A 16,843-nucleotide genomic window follows, 5' to 3' on the forward strand; every position below is an offset into this window, starting at 1 on the left:
ACGTCGCTAACCGGCCGCTTACGCTTTTTATGAAGCCGAGGAGGCTCAACGCCCGCCCCGCGGAGTCGCACACCTGGAGCGGAAATCAACTACCCCATCCGAATAGCAACAATGAATACGAGAAGGGTTTTTAATTAGAGAAGAGAGGTGAAAAACAGGAAGAAATCTAACCGAATTACAATTTGCAATAGGTATATTTGAACAAATTTTGAATTTAATTTTATAAATTTTTCTGAATATATATATGTATTAAAGCGCTTTCATAGAATTATTTATGCAAATTAGCTGTATAAATAATCAGTTACGAAATTATATTCAGAACATTCTAAATGATAATGGGTTTAATCTATGTTACGATTGTTAATGTTGTAGAGTTATTCCTGGCTCATCGGGCTTATTCATATCCTTTACGGGAAGGAATCTTTATGAATAAGTTTACAAGTGTGATGCATAGGGTAAAAAAGAGCGTCAGATGTAAAAAGCAGCAAATCACCTTAGAGTTTCAATAACAAAGAACATTAATAAAAAATTGGAAGGAGAATGCAGACTACACATGGATACTGCTACTTTAGTTACGTTTATAGTTTATTTAGTCGGTATGTTAGCAATTGGTATTATTTCTTACAGATTAACAAGCAATTTATCTGATTACGTTTTAGGAGGACGCAGCTTGGGGCCGGGTGTTGCCGCACTTAGTGCCGGAGCATCTGATATGAGTTCATGGTTACTGCTGGGTCTGCCGGGAGCTGCTTATGCATCCGGACTTGGATCTACATGGCTCGCGATTGGACTTATCATCGGTGCTTACCTGAACTGGAAATTTGTTGCTTCCAGACTGCGCTCTTACACAGAGATTGCAAACGATTCAATCACTGTGCCTGACTTTTTTGAAAACCGTTTTAAAGACGGTTCCCGTTTACTTCGTGTAATTTCTGCACTTGTAATCCTGGTTTTCTTCACTTTCTATACTTCATCAGGTCTTGTTGGTGGAGCGATCCTGTTCCAGGAATCATTTGACATGAGCTATACTACTGCACTTCTAATCGGTGCGATCGTTATTATTTCTTACACATTCCTTGGCGGATTCCTTGCGGTCAGCTGGACTGACTTCATCCAGGGTATCCTGATGTTCCTTGCTTTAATCGTAGCGCCGATCGTTGCGATTACAGAGCTTGGCGGCTGGGGAGAAACGATGGATCAAGTAACAGCGGTTAACGCTGACGGACTTAACCTTTTCGCTGGAGCTTCAGCGATCGGTGTCATCTCATTGCTTGCATGGGGTCTTGGCTACTTTGGCCAGCCGCATATCATCACTCGTTTTATGGCATTGAAATCTACAAAAGATGTACCGAAAGCACGCTGGATCGGTATGACTTGGATGATCCTTGCGGTTGCAGGTGCTGTATTGGTTGGTCTTGCAGGTATTGCTTACTTTGCAGATGCACCACTAATCACAGATGCGGCCGATAATTCCGAGAAAGTATTCATCTTGTTTACAGATGTACTGTTCAACCCTTGGGTTTCAGGTATCCTGCTGGCAGCTATCTTGTCTGCTATCATGAGTACAATCGATTCCCAGCTTCTTGTTTCATCAAGTGCTCTTGCGGAGGATTTCTACAAAGCAATCATCCGTAAAGATGCTTCTGATAAAGAGCTTGTATGGGTTGGCCGTGCAGGGGTAATCCTTATCGCTGTCATTGCTGTACTTCTGGCTCTTGGAGGTAATCCTGCAAATGAAAATGCTTCAAGTATCCTGGATCTTGTAAGTTACGCATGGGCTGGATTCGGATCAGCATTTGGACCGGTCATCGTGCTGGCACTATTCTGGAAAGGCATGACACGCAATGGTGCTTTAGCTGGTATGATTGTTGGTGCCGTAACAGTTGTTGTATGGCCGATGCTTGGTACGGATCTTTACGAAATGGTTCCGGGCTTCATCCTTGCTACAATCGCTGTCTTCATCTTCTCTAAAGTTGGACCACAGCCAACTGAAGAGATGAAAGCTGAATACGATGCAGCTGTAGCTAACGATGTAACAAAATAATAATTGAAATGAAACCGCCGGTCGTGTTTTCAATGCGACCGGCGGTTTTTTATTGTGAAGAAACTTTAATGCTTTACCGCGCGAAAAGGGACAGTCCCTCTTCGTGCGGTAAAGCATTAACGCATGTTTACAGCTTTCGGGTGCCGGGTAAGAATTTAATAGAAATAAATAATAAGACTGGAGGAATGGAAAATGAAAAAACGTAATTTATTTGCAGCAGTTCCACTCACAGCAGGTCTTTTATTAGCTGGTTGTGCGGATGATGATGCATCGGAAAACGAAGAAGTGATTGAACAGGAAGCAGAACAGGATGCTAACGAAATTGAACAAGAAGCAGAAGAAGGCGTCAATGAAGTAGAGGAAGAAGCAAATGATATCGAACAAGACGCCGAGGAAGCTGGCGACGACATTGAAGAAGCAGCGGAAGATACTGGTGATGCCATTGATGATGCTGCGGATTCAACAGAAGAGGAACTAGAAGATGAAGCTAATGAAGCACTTGATGAAGCGGAAGAAGAATTGAACGAAGACGAATAATAAAGGTTAATATAACAAGCGTCTGTCATCCGGCAGGCGTTTTTTGATTTTAATGTATTAAGGGTTTCAGACATGCCGATAATGCTACTGAAAAGGAAGCTTCCATGGTCAAAAAAGAAAAAGGAAGGAATCAGCATGAAGAAGGTAGTATTACTCCTCATTTCCGCGATAACCGTAACACTCGTTGTGTTCAGCATTTATCCATCATATATCAGTTCTCCCGGTCCCTCTCAAAAAGAGGAAGTTCTCATCGATGAGGCAGCCGTTTTTTCAGAAGTCATTGAATCAGAAAAGAAATTTTCAGAAGAGGAAACGACACACTATTTGGAAAAAGTAGCGTTCGATTATCTGACGCCGGATATCGAAATCAATCCAAGTGAGATAAACAGTGACAGTTTTGCGATAGTCGGGATAGGGGACTCGCTGACACTTGGAACAGGCAGCAAGAAAACGAAAGGTTATTTAGAGCAAATAAAATCGTACTATGAGAATCAAAATGACGATGTCGTTTTGGTTAACCACGGTGTCTATGGGGCACAGGCCCATCATTTGATCAAGATGCTTGATGATCCGGATTTGCAAAGAGATATTGAACAGGCGGATGTCCTTTTTATGACACTCGGTGGAAATGATCTGGTCTCTGTTTTCAACCGTAACTTTACCGATTTGACAATCGGGGATTTTACGAAAGGAGAAGAGAACTTCAAGGCTGATCTGCGTAAAATCATGTCCACCATCCGTCTCCTTAATGAAGATGCCCCTGTTTACTTCATAGGCATTTTCAATCCGGTATTCGAATCCCTGGGAGAGGTGAAAGAATTTGATGAAATCATCAGCTCCTGGAATGTTTCAACAAAGGGCCTGCTGGAAATGTATCCTAATACAACATTCATCTCCATTCAGCATTTATTTGAGAAGGATACCAATCTATATTTGTCTGAAGATCTCTTTCACCCCAATGATGAAGGGTATAAACGAATCGGGGAGGAAATCATTTCGAGGACAGAGGAGATACTAATGGTTCAGAGAAATCCCTTGTAATTGCATTTTTTGAACAGGTGACATATAGTGTAGGGAATTCGAGAGGAACATACGGAGGTGGATGAAAGTGGAAAGACCCGGCGTAGATGATTATTTACAGCAGGGAATGTACGGCCAAAAGCAGACAAAACCGGATGAGCGGCGGAAGTTTTTGGGGACCATAAGGGAGAGAATTGTGTTTGCCCTGACACAGAAGCAAGTAAGAAGAAAAGGGACACTCCCGCAGATCGATTCCCTGATGAAAGAAAATAAGGGAGCGCACCTCTTCCTGAATGGGAATATGAGTTATACGTACCTGTCGAAATATATCAAACTGGCAGGGAAGTATGATATTCAATATACAATGGTGACGAACAAAGAGCATAATACGGACATCGGCCTGGTGCTCGCCTACGGTCATGCGATTGATAAAGAAGAAATCTATATTGATGAAGATGAAGTAATAAAGCCGGATATACCAAAAGCCAAAACCAAGAAGAAATCCTTCTTCGCAAAACTATTCAAATAAAAACCGGGGCGTGACAGTCACGCCCCGGTTTTTGTCGAATCCCCGGCAAACATTTTCTGCTTAAAGAGCCACTTCAGGAAGAGCGGAACGATAAACAGGATGAACAATATCCGAAAAAGGTGATATCCCGTTATGATCGACAGGTCCGCGTGAAGCGCCTGGCCGACAAGGGCCATCTCTGCCATTCCCCCTGGAGCCATGCTCAGGAACGAAGTAATGAACGAGATGTGATGGGAGGCCATCAAGACCGCTCCCAGTCCAAAGGTGAAGGCGACGAGTATTACGGAAGTCGCCGCGGTCAGGCCGATGAATTTTGAAAGTGAACCGGAGCCCTCGAATTTCATCATCTTACTGAAATAAACTCCCAAGAAAATCTGGGCTGCGATAATGGCGGCGTCCGGCATGTGAGGTGCTGCAACCCCGGAGGCAGACAATATGCCGATTCCCAGGATGGGACCCAGCAGAGTGGGTGTAGGCAGTTTCAGCTTCACTGCCAAAAGGGCAGAGACAACCGCAACGGCAAATAAGATCAGCAGCGGCCAGCTTAAGTAAAGCTCCACTGCTGCAGGTCCTGCAGCCGCCCCGTCCTTATCTCCTTGAAAGATGGGGCTGAAGGCCATGAAGGGGACGATAAAAATAACCGAAAGCAGCCGGATAACCTGGATGATGGTGACGACTGTGACATCAATATCCTCCAACTCTTCCCCCAGTACAACCATCTGTGACAGTCCGCCTGGAATGCATCCCGTTATGGTGGACTTTAAATTAACCCCGGTCAGTTTCGTAATCATAAGCGCCAGCGCGCTGCTGAATAAAAGAAGCAGAATGGTCAGAAACAACATCCAAGGCAGCTGTTGAATGATCTCAATAGCGGTATCCCGCGAAAACGACTGTCCAATCGTATACCCGACGATAATCAGGCCGATATTCCGGAAGACCGGCGGCCAATAGACCTGAAATTTCGTCAGTTTCTCTGCAGTGTACACGGCAGTCATGGAACCGAGCATCCATGCCAATGGAATATGGAGAGCGCTGAAGACCCAGCCCCCGGCAATGCCGATCAGCAGTGTATATATAAGTTTTACAAACATAAAATCCCTTCTTTGTGAACATCGCTTTGATGAAATTAAGCTTACCACATAAAGAATGGAAAAAAGAAACCGTCTGCTTATCTTTCTATATTAATGAAGAAACTCATCACCAACTTATACTTTTCTTCAAAAAAGAACATCATGGTAGAATGAAGAACAAGACTGTCCAATAGATTTAACACCGAAATGGCGGGACTTAGTTGCCATTTTGGCTGAAATTTTGATATTATCAATAGTATTGCTAGTGTTCGAAATTTTGCGGAGGTGAAAGAGAATGTCAAGAATCTCAGAAGATCAAGTAAAGCATGTGGCTCACCTTGCCCGTCTTGCGATAACAGAAGAAGAAGTACAAAAGTTCACGACTCAACTGGATGCTATCATCGGTTTTGCGGAACAGTTGAATGAACTAGATACACAGAATGTCAACCCGACATCACACGTTCTGGAAATGAAAAATATCATGCGTGAAGATAAGCCTGTAAAAGGTCTGCCGCAGGAAGAAGTCTTGAAAAACGCACCAGACCACCAAGATGGACAAGTCCGTGTGCCATCTGTTTTAGAATAGGAGGGAAAATCGATGTCATTATTCGACCATAAATTAGCAGAACTTCATGAGCTGATGCAGAAGAAAGAAGTATCTGTCAGCGACTTAGTCGATGAGTCTTATAAAAGAATCGGCGAGGTTGAAGGGAAAGTAAAAGCATTTTTGACGCTGGATGAAGAGAATGCGCGTGCAAAAGCAAAAGAACTGGATAACAAAATCGGTACGGACGAAGCAAAAGGCCTTCTGTTCGGAATGCCGATCGGTGTCAAGGATAACATCGTGACAAAAGGCCTTCGTACCACTTGTGCGAGTAAAATCCTTGAAAACTTCAATCCGATTTACGACGCAACCGTTGTAAACAAGCTTCGCGATGCAGAAACCATCACAATCGGAAAACTGAACATGGATGAATTCGCAATGGGTTCTTCTACTGAAAACTCCGCTTTCCAGAAAACAAGCAACCCATGGAATCTTGAAACAGTTCCAGGCGGTTCTTCAGGCGGTTCGGCAGCATCTGTTGCGGCGGGCGAAGTTCCATTTTCACTAGGATCTGATACAGGCGGTTCCATCCGCCAGCCGGCAGCATTCACAGGAACAGTCGGATTGAAACCTACATATGGACGTGTTTCCCGTTTTGGACTAGTGGCTTTCGGCTCTTCTCTTGACCAGATCGGACCGATCACACGCAATGTTGAAGACAATGCCTACCTTTTACAAGCCATTGCCGGTGTGGATGAAAATGATACAACATCAGCAAACGTTGAGGTGCCAAACTATGCTTCAGCTCTGACTGGTGACGTGAAAGGATTAAGAATCGCAGTGCCGAAGGAATATCTTGCTGAAGGTGTCGGCGAAGAGGCCCGTCAATCCGTAATGGCGGCATTGAAGCTGCTTGAAAGCATGGGAGCAACAGTCGATGAAGTTTCCCTGCCTCACTCAAAATACGGGGTGGCTACTTACTATATCCTTGCTTCCTCCGAAGCTTCATCCAACCTGAGCCGTTTCGACGGAATTCGTTACGGCTACCGTACACCTAATGCGGAAAACCTTCTTGATCTTTACAAAAAGACCCGTGCAGAAGGATTCGGGGATGAAGTGAAGCGCCGTATCATGCTTGGGACATTTGCGCTGAGCTCCGGGTTCTATGATGCTTATTATAAAAAAGGACAGCAGGCCCGTACGCTGATCAAAAAAGACTTTGAAGATGTATTCGAAAATTATGATGTCATCATCGGACCGACAACTCCGACTCCGGCGTTCAAAATCGGTGAAAAAATCGATGATCCGCTTACAATGTATGCGAATGATATTTTAACAATACCTGTGAACCTTGCGGGCGTACCGGGAATCTCAGTTCCATGCGGCTTCTCAAAAGAGGGTCTTCCTCTTGGGCTGCAAATCATCGGAAAGCACTTTGATGAAAGCACAATCTACCGCGTAGCACACGCTTATGAGCAAGCTACAGACTTCCATAAACAGAAACCACAATTGTAAGGGGTGAAATCAATGAACTTTGAAACGATTATCGGACTTGAAGTCCACGTTGAGCTAAAAACAGATTCGAAAATGTTCTCGCCTGCCCCGAACCATTTCGGCGCAGAGCCAAACACGAACACAAACGTCATCGACCTTGGGTATCCGGGCGTTCTTCCAGTGGTCAACAAACGCGCGATCGACTTCGGTATGAAAGCGGCAATGGCCCTCAACTGTGAAATCGCCACAGATACGAAGTTTGACCGTAAAAACTATTTCTATCCTGATAACCCTAAAGCCTACCAGATTTCACAGTTTGACCAGCCAATCGGCGAAAACGGCTGGATCGAGATCGAGGTTGATGGTTACAAGAAACGCATCGGGATCACACGCCTTCACCTTGAAGAAGATGCGGGTAAACTGAATCACTCCGGTGACGGCTATTCACTGGTTGACTACAACCGCCAAGGTACGCCGTTGATTGAAATCGTATCGGAGCCTGATCTGCGTACCCCGGCTGAAGCCTATGCTTACCTGGAAAAATTAAAGTCGATCATCCAATACACTGGTGTATCCGACTGTAAAATGGAAGAAGGATCCCTTCGTTGTGATGCGAATATCTCACTTCGCCCGATCGGCCAGGAGAAATTCGGTACAAAAGCTGAACTGAAGAACCTGAACTCCTTCAACTTCGTGCGCAAAGGCCTTGAGCATGAAATCGTGCGCCAGGAAAAAGTATTGCTTTCCGGAGGCATCATCGAGCAGGAAACACGCCGCTTTGATGAAGCGACAGGCAAAACGATCCTTATGCGTGTAAAAGAAGGTTCAGATGATTACCGTTACTTCCCTGAACCGGATCTTGTCCTTCTTCGCATTGATGAAGAGTGGAAAGAACGCGTCCGTGCGGAAATCCCAGAGCTTCCTGACGCCCGTAAAAAGCGTTATGTAGAAGATATGGGACTGCCTGCGTATGACGCAATGGTACTGACTCTCACTAAGGAAATGTCCGATTACTTCGAAGAGACGGTTGCAGCCGGTGCCGATATCAAACAGGCATCCAACTGGCTCATGGGTGAAGTGTCTGCCTACATGAATTCAGAGCAGAAGGAGCTTCATGACCTGCCGATGACACCGGACGGCCTTGCCGGCATGATCAAGCTGATCCAGGACGGCACACTGTCATCCAAGATGGCGAAGAAGGTCTTCAAAGAGCTTGTTGAAAAAGGCGGCGACCCGGCACAGATCGTTAAGGAAAAAGGACTTGTCCAGATTTCTGACGAAGGCGAGCTGTTGAAAATCGTCACAGCAACACTGGATGACAACCCGCAATCCATCGAAGATTTCAAGAACGGTAAAGACCGTGCCCTTGGATTCCTTGTCGGCCAGATCATGAAAAAGACCAAAGGCCAAGCAAACCCGCCAATGGTCAACAAACTCCTGATCGAGGAAATGAACAAGCGTTAATAAGGTTTCTAATTGGACCCCCGACCGGCTGACGCCGGCGGGGGTTTTTTGTGATCGTGACAGTCACGCCCCGGTTTTTGTCGAATCGTCGATAGAACCAGGAAAGTGGTTGATAGAACAGGTGAATTCGTTGATAGAATGGGCAAAGTGGTTGATAGAAAGGCCAAACTCGTCGATAGGAGAACAAAACTCGTTGATAGAACAAACCAGAAGTGTCAGCGCCCAATAATAATTACGGTTTTCAGCTGATTTTCAGTTCAACTTGAACTGATTTTCGTTGAATACCTCCATTCTTTATAAGTCTTACTGCCCAAAGTTGGGAAACCTGAAATGGCTTTGTTTTAGGGTACTTTGTCCTATATTAAATGCGAGGGATATCACCTATATTTGATATGTAATCTAAATTTTTAGAAAAATCAGAATGGAGTGGTGTTATTAATGAAGAAAAAGATGATGGCTCTAGGTTTGACCGCAGGACTGATGGTGAGTCCGGCCCTTTCCTCAACAGCTTTTGGTGCTCCTGATTTATCAGAAAAAATCAATTGGAGCGAGAAAGCAGGTACCCCTGAATTTATTTCCGGAAAATTGACCGCCCCTTCTAAAAGTGATGCAGAAACTATTGTCTATAACTATCTCAATTCCAAAAAGAAAGATTTAAAGTTTACTGGTGATGCCAAAACTTCCTTTGAAGTGAAAGAGAAAAAGAAGGACAACCTCGGGTTTACATACCTTAAGCTGCAGCAGGTTTATAAAGGGACTCCTGTTTACGGTTCAGTAGTAACGGCCCATGTCAATAAAGATGGTGTGCTGACCGCGCTTTCCGGAGCAGCGCTTCCAGAGCTTGATAAAAAAGTAAAAGGCGAAAAGAAACTGAAGAAAAAAGAAGCTGTCACAATCGGTGAACAAGATCTTATCGATACGGTAGGCAGCCAGCCATCATACGAATATGAACCGACAAGTGAGATGGTCGTATTTGTAGAAGGTGGAAAAGCCAATTATGCCTATCTGGTAAACTATAACTTCCTTGCGCCTGAGCCGGGAAATTGGAACTACTTTGTTGATGCGTCAACAGGGGAAATTCTATCAAAAATAAATGAAATCCATACTGGAAAAGGCAATGGAGGCAAGCCAGGAGGCGGTGGAGAGCCAACTGCCGGCTCTAACACCGTTGGAACAGGAAAAGGGGTATTAGGTGATACGAAATCCATCAACACATATCTCTCTTCTTCAACGTATTATCTGCAGGATAATACAAGGGGCAGCGGGGTATTCACGTATGATGCGCAGACTCGCACAAGACTCCCTGGGAATCTATGGGCCGATGCTGACAATGTGCTGAATGCTTCCTATGACGGAGCGGCAGTTGATGCTCATGCCTATGCGGGAGAGACTTATGATTACTATAAAAATGTCCATAACCGCAACAGCTATGATGGGAATGGGGCAGCTTTGAAATCAACTGTCCATTACAGCCGCAGCTATAACAATGCCTTCTGGAACGGCCAGCAAATGGTCTATGGTGACGGGGACGGATCCACATTCATCCCGCTATCAGGAGCATTGGATGTCGTTGCCCATGAGCTGACGCATGCCGTGACAGATACAACCGCTGACTTGATCTATCAGAACGAATCCGGCGCGATCAACGAGTCGATGTCCGATGTATTCGGAACGCTGGTGGAACACCATGCCAACAATAATCCAGACTGGCTGGTGGGTGAGGACATCTACACTCCTAATAAAAATGGAGATGGCTTAAGATCCATGTCAGATCCGACAGTAGAAGGGGATCCTGACCACTATTCCATCCGATACACTGGAACCGGAGATAATGGCGGAGTCCATATCAACAGTGGTATCGGAAACAAAGCGGCCTATCTGTTAAGTCAGGGCGGCACTCACTATGGTGTAAAAGTAACAGGAATCGGCACTGATAAAGTCGGTAAAATCTATTACCGTGCCCTGACACAATACCTGACACCATCTTCAACCTTCAGCCAACTTCGTTCGGCGGCAGTCCAATCCGCGACTGACCTATACGGGGCTGGAAGTGCGGAAGTGGGAAGCGTCAACGCGGCCTTTGACGCAGTCGGCGTGAAATAAGCAATTCATATTCATAGCAGGAAGCACCATTCCCTTCAGGGGAATGGTGCTCTTTGCGTTATGCTATTCGGGTTGTGCCAGTTACGCCCCGAAATTTGTCGAATGGTCGATAGAACAAGGAAAGTGATTGATAGAATACCAGAACTCGTCGATAGATTGGTTGAACTCGTTGATAGAAAGACCAAACTCGTCGATAGAAGCATAAAACTCGACGATAGACACCTCCAAGTCTGTACACCGCACCATATCCTTTAATGCACTACCGCGCGAAGAGGGACAGTCCCTCTTCGCGCGGTGAAGCGTTAAAGCCCCGGCCGGCAGGAATCTCAGTGTGGTTCGGCGAATTGCTTTTATGAATGGTATCATTGTTATTACTTGGCCAGTGGCATACAGGCTGTACTCTTACATACGGTATGAACGCCAACTGGAAAAATAAAGGAGTTGAGCTGAATGGCAAAGGTGACACCGTTTTTAATGTTCCAAGGAAATGCGGAAGAGGCAATGAATTACTACACCTCACTAATTGATAAGTCTGAAGTAACCCGCATCACCAGATATGGTCCGGGTGAACCAGGCGAGGAAGGCAGTGTGATGCAGGCTGTTTTTAATCTGAACGGCCAGGAGATTATGTGCATAGACAGCAACATCCAGCATGACTTCACCTTTACACCTTCATTTTCTTTATTTCTGACATGCGACACAGAAGAGGAAATCGACCGGCTTTATGAGAAGTTATCAGAAGGCGGGGGCGTGTTGATGCCTATGGGTGATTATGGTTTCAGCAAAAAGTTTGGATGGATCAATGATAAGTTTGGCGTATCCTGGCAGCTGACACTGCCGCACTAAAAAAAATGCCTGGAGAGGGCTTTCGTCTTCTCCAGGCATTTTTTTGCGTTAACGCTCTAAAGCAGCGGGGGACTGTCCCCCGCTGCTTTAGAGTGTTAAAGTGCTCCTTCTGGTTCTGTGGCATAATCAATCTCAAAGCCTAAATCTTCAAGCATTTCATGGTCTTTTGTGCTTTCCTGGCCTGCGGTTGTGAGATAGTCGCCGACAAAGATGGAGTTGGCAGCATAGAGTCCAAGAGGCTGCAGGCTTCGCAGGTTGACTTCTCGGCCGCCTGAAATCCGGATTTCTTTTGTAGGATTGATATAACGGAAGAGCGCCAGTGCTTTCAAGCAGTAACGTGGATCCAGCTCATCGGTTCCCTCAAGCGGGGTCCCATCAATCGCATGAAGGAAGTTCACAGGGATGGAATCGGCATCCAAAGCTTTCAGGCTCCGCGCCATATCGATGACGTCTTCCTTCGTTTCCTTCATCCCGATGATGACGCCTGAGCAGGGGGAGATGCCTGCTTCTTTTGCCGTATTGACCGTCGTAACCCGGTCATCGTATGTATGGGAAGTCGTGATGTTATCGTGATGTCCTTTAGAAGTATTTAAATTATGGTTATAGCGGTCGACCCCCGCCTCTTTCAAACGTCTGGCCTGTTCAGGCTTCAAGATGCCAAGGCATGCGCAAATCTTCAGGTCATAGTTCTGTTTGATTTCTTCAACCGCGCTGATGACCGTATTGACATCACGGCTGCTTGGGCCCCGTCCGCTTGCAACGATGCAGTAGGTCCCGACATTCATCTTATGGGCTTGTTCGGCTCCTTGCAGCAATGTCTCTTTATTGACCATCCGGTAGGACTCGATCGGGGCATTGGAAATTGATGACTGGGCACAGTAGCCGCAGTTTTCCGGGCAAAGTCCTGATTTTGCATTCATGATCATGTTCAACTTAACTTTTTTACCATAATAATGTTTCCGGATTTGAAACGCCCCGTGAAGCAATAACAAGAAATCATCATCTGGGCAGTCCAGAATCGATAAGGCTTCCTCGTCCGTCAATTCAGCTCCATTGATCACACGTTTGGCAAGTTCATTCCAATTAACCATATTTATCCACTCCTTCTTTTGATAAAAAAATCCGGAAACAAGCTTTCCGGATGTAAGTTACTATGCAACTTTTCTATTGAGCGTATTGGTATTTTTTCGGATGGCTGCCATGAATCGAGGGGCGACTGCGCCCGCGAAAGCGGATAAAATGATATCTTTTGGCAGCGGAGCAAGCATCCAGGCCCAAGCCATGCCATAAGAAAATCCTTCAGGTGCATCTGCCCAGAAGATATAAGCAGCGTACATCCAGTTCGTGCCCAGGATATAGTTCACAGCCATACCGACAAGAGCGGCGATAATGAAGGTATTCTTTCCAGGCTTCGCCTCTGCCATTTTGCCGACAATATAGGCTACAAGAATATAAGAAAGAATGAATCCGAATGTTGGTTTCAATAGAACGCCAGGACCGCCTGAGAATCCTGCAAATACAGGAGCACCGACTAAACCGATCAGCGCATAAACAGTCATGGAAATGGCTCCCAGTCTGCTGCCGAGGATCAATCCGGCCAAAACACAGAAAAATGTTTGCAGTGTAATAGGAACACCGCCGATGACAAGCATGGATGTTAGATTGGCGCCGATTGCCATAAGAGCAGCAAACATGGCAGCCATTGTGATGTCGATTGCTTTGAGTTTCATAGTATGTATCCCCCTAAATGTATTCTGAAAATAGAATATATTAAAATCGCATTTTGTGTCAACCTAATTATCTAAATTGGTTAACATAAAATTAAAGAAGGAATTCTTTCACCGAAAGACGAAATAGAAGAGAAGGAATTTTTCAAAGGTGAGAAAATGAAAATACATATTATCGGCTCAGTCGGCAGCGGGAAATCCACGCTGGGAAGGAAGTTGTCCTCAGAATTGGACATTCCCGTATATGAATTGGACAATGTTGTCTGGCATAGGCATGAAAATGGAGATATCCGGAACAGCCCGGAAATCCGGGACAAAGAGTTTAATAGAATCATTGACCACGAGAAATGGATCATCGAAGGGGTGCATCATACCTGGACTGAACGGGGATTTCGGGAGGCGGATATCATCATTTTCCTGGATACGCCAATGGCGGTGAGGAAGTGGCGTATCCTTAAACGATTCACTGTGCAAAAGCTCGGGTTTCAGAAAGGGAACTACAAGCAGACATGGAGTATGCTGAAAAAAATGTATCAATGGAATGATCAGTTTGAGAAAAAAAGCAAACCGGAAATCCTGGAGATGCTCAAACTTCATCGGACGAAGCTCAAAATACTTACAGATAATAATCGCACAAAGGGGATTGCTCAATGAAATTCGTGTTTGATTTGGATGGTACGATTTGTTTTAAAGGTCAGCCGGTGTCAGAACGGATTATGGAGATGCTTGAAAAATTGACGGAGGAGGGACATGAGGTCATTTTTGCTTCCGCGAGACCGATTCGCGACATGCTTCCTGTGCTTCACCCGCGTTTTCATACCAACATTCTGATTGGCGGGAATGGCTCGATGATCTACCGAGACGGAGACCTGATTTTCTCCCAGGCTTTCCACGAAGATCACATTATACGGATCAAAGAGTTGATTGAAAAGCATGAAGCGTCTTATTTAATCGATGGGGACTGGGATTACAGTTATACGGGCCCTGCGAATCATCCGATCCTTGGCAACCTCGATCAGGCAAACCTGGCCAACTCAGTATCGGTTGAAAGTCTGTACGCAATTCTAAAAGTACTGATCCTGACAGCGGCGGACATTGACAAAATGGCTGAAGAGCTTGCTGAACTGGATGTCACTCTGCACACCCACAGAAATGAAAAAGTGATTGATATTTCTCCGAAGGGCATTGATAAATGGAACGCACTGAAAGCAATTGGCGTACAGGAGTCTGAGTATATTGCGTTTGGGAATGATGCCAATGATATTTCGTTATTTCAACATGCAAGCCATGCTGTGATGATCGGCTATCATGAGGAGCTGTCGGAGTATGCGGCCGAAACGATCGCACTTCAGGGAGACTGTGAAGAAGCGATCATCCGCAAGCTTGAGGAACTGGCGCAAAAGCAGCGATTGACCGTAGCGTGACTGGGTTATAGGGTTGCTATTGTGGCTGCCCATTCGATTGGGCATGGATCATTCGTGAGAGTAAAGGAGCGCAGGGAGGTTCTTATGAAAAGCTTCTATGGAGCATGAACATGGGGATTTGAGGCTTGGATGTCTTATAGAGTGCTCCTATGGTACATGAAACAGAGCGACAACAACCCTATTTGATGTCTTATAGAGGCTTCTTTGTACAAAAATCATTTTAATTTTTTTTCATCCTGCCTTTTTGGATGATTTTTTTGGCTAGGCGAAAATACATGTCCGCTTCGGCCTTGCTCTCCGCCTTTTGCATTAAGACGAGGTAATTTTGAAATCGAAGCTTGTCGACTGACGAGACTTTCAGCACAATTTTACGCATAGGGCACACTCCTCGGTACGGGACAAAATTGCGTCCAATTCTCTATTCAGAAAATTCTGTAAATAATGTATACTATTAGTAAATCATTCCAGAGGGTGAATGTAATGTCCTTAATTGAATTGATACTGTTACCGATGTTAATGGGAGGTATTGGTGGCTTAGGACATATTTTGGTTTTCAAAGGTGGCCGCTTTACATTTCCCCGTATTTTCGTTGATGAAGATGGAGAGAAGCACTATGTCTTTGGATCCTCAAAAGATATCATTATTGGGGTGTTGGCCGGTTATTTGTCAGTGTTGCCTGTCGTGGAAACTGTACCCGTCTGGTATGTGATTTATATCAGTTTATTATCTGGCATTGGTGGAAGTTCGGTAATCACGAGAAAAATCGAGCAAAACCTGGAAAGAACAAAATGGGAATACCTTCAAGAGCTTTCAAAATATCAGCTCGAGACGACCTCTTCTGTAGGAGGATCTTCAATGAATAATGAGGTGAAACCTGTTGGCGAAGTCCAAGAAAGAGAAGAAAACAACGGTTAAATTGCCCCCCGAGCAATATTCCAAAGCAGAGAACTATTTGGGAAAAATAAAGGAGGCAGATAGCGTAACCGAGCTGAAGTACTATTACGCGAAATTCAAGAGTATAATTGAGAGCTCCCAGAAATGTTAATAGCAAGGAGGCTGTCGCAGCAGCAGCAGTCTCTTTTTTTGTGTATGGTTCTTTCGCGGATGTTTTTAGTTGCAATGGATATGTAAATCGGTCTTTAATTAATTATATGCCTCTAGGCATATTTTTTACAAACAATACTTTAAAATAAAGTATAATTTCTTGTTAAATAGACAAAAGAGAAATAAGCTAAGAGTACGCTCGCAGCAGGATCAGCCACAAGGAGGAAATCAATGGAACTGAAGCAATGGTTTGAAAAGGGGCAGACCCCTGAAGAGTATATAAATTCGATGGACACCCACCAAGATAATTTAAAGAGAGTCTATGAGGGCTTTTCCATACCTGAAAATGAGAAGGAAAACCTGAAGCAGCTTGCAGCACAGAAGCTGAAAGTCATTGTATTGACAGAGGATTGGTGCGGCGATGCCATGGTGAACCTTCCGATTTTGTTGAAGATGGCCGAAGCAGCCGACATGGAAGTGCGGACTCTGAACAGGGATGAAAACCTGGAGTTGATGGATCAGTACTTAACGAATGGTACATCCCGTGCAATCCCGATCTTCATTTTCCTGGACAATGATTTCAACGAAGAAGCCGTGTGGGGTCCGAGAGCTCCGGTTGTTCAGCAGCTGGTGGATGAAGAAAAAGCGAAACTGCCGCCTCGCGATCATGAATCATTCCCGGAAGCACAAAAAGAGATGATTGGCAGACTTACTGCACAGTACAAAGAAAATGAAACAATCTGGTACGAAGTCTTCCAAAGTATCAAGACCACCCTTATGAACCAAGTCCAAATGTAATATTGGCGAGGACCGTTCCCAATCTGGCGACGGTCCTTTTTATGCATTAACGCATCACCGCGCTAAGAGGGACTGTCCCTTTTAGTGCTTTAAAGCGGTGGGGGACAGTCCCCCGCTGCTTTAAAGGGGTAAAGTGCGTGTGTAAATGGAACTGTTTCCCTCTTCACGAATTACGGAAATCACGGTATTCTATTAAGGA

General features: G+C 45.0%; 17 protein-coding genes. 13 read left to right on the forward strand and 4 right to left on the reverse strand.

From position 1 onward, the window contains the following. Window positions 1-553 precede the first annotated feature (553 nt). The 4 genes from putP to ACOJQI_RS01945 all read left to right on the forward strand — a co-directional run bounded on the left by putP (window position 554) and on the right by ACOJQI_RS01945 (window position 4,130). A complete protein-coding gene (gene putP / locus ACOJQI_RS01930) occupies window positions 554-2,044 on the forward strand; it encodes a sodium/proline symporter PutP (RefSeq protein ID WP_421383007.1) in 1,491 nt (496 codons plus the stop codon). Between the two features lie 192 nt (window positions 2,045-2,236). After that, entirely contained in the window at window positions 2,237-2,581 is a 345-nt protein-coding gene (locus tag ACOJQI_RS01935) for a hypothetical protein (protein WP_421383009.1), read from the forward strand. Between the two features lie 135 nt (window positions 2,582-2,716). Beyond that, window positions 2,717-3,622, forward strand: coding sequence for a GDSL-type esterase/lipase family protein (locus ACOJQI_RS01940; RefSeq protein ID WP_421383011.1), 906 nt, complete (start codon window positions 2,717-2,719; stop codon window positions 3,620-3,622). A gap of 61 nt (window positions 3,623-3,683) precedes the next feature. After that, on the forward strand, window positions 3,684-4,130 hold the full coding sequence (locus ACOJQI_RS01945; RefSeq protein ID WP_421383013.1) for a YueI family protein: 447 nt from the start codon (window positions 3,684-3,686) through the stop codon (window positions 4,128-4,130). A gap of 17 nt (window positions 4,131-4,147) precedes the next feature. Here the strand turns inward: ACOJQI_RS01945 and ACOJQI_RS01950 are convergent, their stop codons facing one another. After that, the gene (locus ACOJQI_RS01950; RefSeq protein WP_421383014.1) at window positions 4,148-5,221 is read right to left on the reverse strand and encodes an AbrB family transcriptional regulator; all 1,074 of its coding nucleotides are present in this window, start codon (window positions 5,219-5,221) and stop codon (window positions 4,148-4,150) included. A 274-nt stretch (window positions 5,222-5,495) separates the two neighbouring features. On the opposite strand from ACOJQI_RS01950, the gene gatC reads away from it, so the two are divergent. The 5 genes from gatC to ACOJQI_RS01975 all read left to right on the forward strand — a co-directional run bounded on the left by gatC (window position 5,496) and on the right by ACOJQI_RS01975 (window position 11,651). Beyond that, window positions 5,496-5,786, forward strand: a complete 291-nt coding sequence (gene gatC / locus ACOJQI_RS01955) for an Asp-tRNA(Asn)/Glu-tRNA(Gln) amidotransferase subunit GatC (protein ID WP_421383016.1) — start codon at window positions 5,496-5,498, stop codon at window positions 5,784-5,786. A gap of 12 nt (window positions 5,787-5,798) precedes the next feature. Then, a complete protein-coding gene (gene gatA / locus ACOJQI_RS01960) occupies window positions 5,799-7,259 on the forward strand; it encodes an Asp-tRNA(Asn)/Glu-tRNA(Gln) amidotransferase subunit GatA (RefSeq protein ID WP_421383018.1) in 1,461 nt (486 codons plus the stop codon). Window positions 7,260-7,271: 12 nt separating this feature from the next. Continuing rightward, a complete protein-coding gene (gene gatB, locus ACOJQI_RS01965; protein WP_421383020.1) occupies window positions 7,272-8,702 on the forward strand; it encodes an Asp-tRNA(Asn)/Glu-tRNA(Gln) amidotransferase subunit GatB in 1,431 nt (476 codons plus the stop codon). A gap of 438 nt (window positions 8,703-9,140) precedes the next feature. Continuing rightward, a complete protein-coding gene (locus ACOJQI_RS01970; protein WP_421383022.1) occupies window positions 9,141-10,805 on the forward strand; it encodes a M4 family metallopeptidase in 1,665 nt (554 codons plus the stop codon). A gap of 450 nt (window positions 10,806-11,255) precedes the next feature. Beyond that, window positions 11,256-11,651 (forward strand): VOC family protein, encoded by a 396-nt coding sequence (locus ACOJQI_RS01975; RefSeq protein ID WP_421383024.1) that lies wholly within the window; start codon window positions 11,256-11,258, stop codon window positions 11,649-11,651. Between the two features lie 95 nt (window positions 11,652-11,746). Here the strand turns inward: ACOJQI_RS01975 and bioB are convergent, their stop codons facing one another. Together bioB and ACOJQI_RS01985 are read right to left on the reverse strand one after the other, a co-directional pair. After that, the gene (bioB, locus tag ACOJQI_RS01980; protein WP_421383026.1) at window positions 11,747-12,742 is read right to left on the reverse strand and encodes a biotin synthase BioB; all 996 of its coding nucleotides are present in this window, start codon (window positions 12,740-12,742) and stop codon (window positions 11,747-11,749) included. Window positions 12,743-12,802: 60 nt separating this feature from the next. Next, complete coding sequence (locus tag ACOJQI_RS01985; protein WP_421383028.1) at window positions 12,803-13,381, reverse strand: biotin transporter BioY; 579 nt, start codon at window positions 13,379-13,381, stop codon at window positions 12,803-12,805. A 156-nt stretch (window positions 13,382-13,537) separates the two neighbouring features. On the opposite strand from ACOJQI_RS01985, the gene ACOJQI_RS01990 reads away from it, so the two are divergent. Further along, window positions 13,538-14,032 (forward strand): AAA family ATPase, encoded by a 495-nt coding sequence (locus ACOJQI_RS01990; protein ID WP_421383030.1) that lies wholly within the window; start codon window positions 13,538-13,540, stop codon window positions 14,030-14,032. Continuing rightward, window positions 14,029-14,802, forward strand: coding sequence for an HAD-IIB family hydrolase (locus ACOJQI_RS01995; protein ID WP_421383032.1), 774 nt, complete (start codon window positions 14,029-14,031; stop codon window positions 14,800-14,802). The genes ACOJQI_RS01990 and ACOJQI_RS01995 overlap by 4 nt, the downstream gene beginning before the upstream one ends. A gap of 220 nt (window positions 14,803-15,022) precedes the next feature. Here ACOJQI_RS01995 and ACOJQI_RS02000 read toward each other — a convergent pair whose 3' ends face one another. After that, entirely contained in the window at window positions 15,023-15,178 is a 156-nt protein-coding gene (locus ACOJQI_RS02000) for a hypothetical protein (RefSeq protein WP_421383034.1), read from the reverse strand. A gap of 104 nt (window positions 15,179-15,282) precedes the next feature. Here ACOJQI_RS02000 and ACOJQI_RS02005 point away from each other — a divergent pair, with 104 nt between their 5' ends. Continuing rightward, window positions 15,283-15,717: a hypothetical protein gene (locus tag ACOJQI_RS02005; RefSeq protein ID WP_421383036.1), complete on the forward strand. Its 435-nt coding sequence runs from the start codon at window positions 15,283-15,285 to the stop codon at window positions 15,715-15,717. A 360-nt stretch (window positions 15,718-16,077) separates the two neighbouring features. Beyond that, entirely contained in the window at window positions 16,078-16,644 is a 567-nt protein-coding gene (locus ACOJQI_RS02010; protein ID WP_421383038.1) for a thioredoxin family protein, read from the forward strand. Window positions 16,645-16,843: the final 199 nt, after the last annotated feature.

This window comes from Bacillus salacetis (assembly GCF_049177075.1).
Lineage (GTDB): Bacteria > Bacillota > Bacilli > Bacillales > Bacillaceae_B > Rossellomorea > Rossellomorea salacetis_A.